This window comes from Microvirga sp. P4_G7 (assembly GCF_056401005.1).
On record NZ_JBFUKD010000726.1, the window covers coordinates 1 to 1,758 of the forward strand.

The window sequence follows — 1,758 nt, forward strand, 5'->3', positions numbered from 1 at the left end:
CATCTGCTTCGAGGCCTGTGCATAACGTGGCTCATCCCGGTCCATGGGCTGGAGCGAAGCGAAACCCGGAAGAAAGCACACGAGAGACAACAAAACGAGAACGAAGCACATTCGGGAGTGACTGCGCTCGACGAAACCGGCTGCGCGCGACAGAAAGCTCTGTCGCGTCGTCATGCGCGGAAGTTCGTCGGCATCGGTCATCGAGAGCTCCGGCGGCATAGGAACGCCTTGTTCCCAGTGGCTTTTGCGCCGGCGAACGCCCGCGCAACGGGGGCTCTTCCCGCAATCTAGCGGCGAAGTCAAATCGACGCGAGGAAGCGTGACGGTGCGAGAACACCTTCAGACGGTCAAGCCGTATCCCGATACCGGCGGCGGTCCGTCCTCGACGGTTCGAAGGGAACCACCTCGCCTCCCCCCGCCGGGGGCACCGGGTGGCGCTTATGGGCCTTGACCCGATAGAGGTCCGTATCCGCCTGCGTCATCAGCGTCGCCAGTGAGGATCCGACCCCGCTTACGCATCCGATGCTGACCGAGGAAGCGACGTCTCCCCCCAGCTTGTCATGAACCGCGCGAGCAAATTGTTGGCGGATCTTCTCAGCGAGAATGTCGGCCGCAGGTTCATCGAGGACGACGACCGCACCAAATTCGTCGCCACCGATCCGGCCGTAGGTTCCGGAGGGCAGACAACCGGCCAAAGTCTCGGCGAAGATCGTAAGGACCCGGTCGCCCATTTCATGCCCGTAGGTGTCGTTCACGAGCTTGAAGTCGTCGAGATCGAACAGCAGGCAACTGACCGACCGGTTCCGATGGCGGGACGTGAGCTTTGCCGCCTCGGCAAAAAAGGCCCGGCGATTGGGAATATGGGTCAGCGGATCCCGAAGCGCCTCCTGGCGGAAAGCGAATTCTGCGAGCTCTTTGGACATCGAGAGAAGGAGGAAGGCCGATGTCGGGACATACACGACAAAGAGCAGCGCCATGGTCGCAGACCAACGTCCGGTGATCGTGTCGACGCCCGTGATCGAGGCGTCGAATAGCCCGAGGACGCCGCGAATGACCCAAAACAGGGCCGCAAGGGCAAACACGAGCACGGTGGCTGATTGTGACGTCAGGCGCTGCGGCGCGTTGCGCCACAGTTCGAAAGCCATCAATCCCGTATAGACCGTCGCAATCACCGACATGACTATCAGGCGACCGGCGAAGTGCGGCGCCACGAACGGCCACAGGGTCGACCACACCAGCAGCCCGATAAAGGCGACAGCGATATTCCGGGGGCGTCCGTTGAAGATGCGGCACCCGGCATATTGAATGCCGAAGGCGATCGCCATGACGGCGTTGCCGATGAACAGATTGCCCGGCAAAGTCTCTTGAGCGCCGCGGAAAACAATCCCAGCAGCTGCCAGACAGTAACCCAGCCCCCAAAACAATAGCGCTGGCGCGCGCCGGTTCTGCAACCACGCGAAGATCAGCAGGGCGCCGGAAACGATCGCGAGGACGATCGAGGCGGCTCCCAGGGACAAGGGGTCAAGCGACATAGGTCGGCTGGGGTGAGAAAGAAAAGGAGGGAATACCTTCCTTATCCGGAAGCACAGTTCGTTCCCCTACGTCAACGAAACATTTTGTTGCGCCCGGCCTATCAGCCAAAGCTTGCGCCAGCCTTTCAGGGCAATGGCCTGTCTTCAGGCATTAGACAGCCGCGCAACAGGCTTAGCGGATAAGACAATATACAGGTTCAAAGACACGTATTAATGGTGCATTGTC

General features: G+C 60.5%; 1 protein-coding gene and 1 pseudogene. Both read right to left on the reverse strand.

Translation table 11 applies throughout. The features are described 5' to 3' along the window. Positions 1-201: pseudogene (locus AC1DT3_RS20040) on the reverse strand (glycosyl transferase); the annotation flags it as partial. A 146-nt stretch (positions 202-347) separates the two neighbouring features. After that, a complete protein-coding gene (locus AC1DT3_RS20045) occupies positions 348-1,532 on the reverse strand; it encodes a GGDEF domain-containing protein (RefSeq protein WP_477466969.1) in 1,185 nt (394 codons plus the stop codon). Positions 1,533-1,758 lie beyond the last annotated feature (226 nt).

What these genes read in the sequence shown, in the direction of transcription:
- AC1DT3_RS20045 (WP_477466969.1), bottom strand. Translation starts at nt 1,532, where the DNA reads ATGTCGCTTGACCCCTTGTCCCTGGGAGCCGCCTCGATCGTCCTCGCG.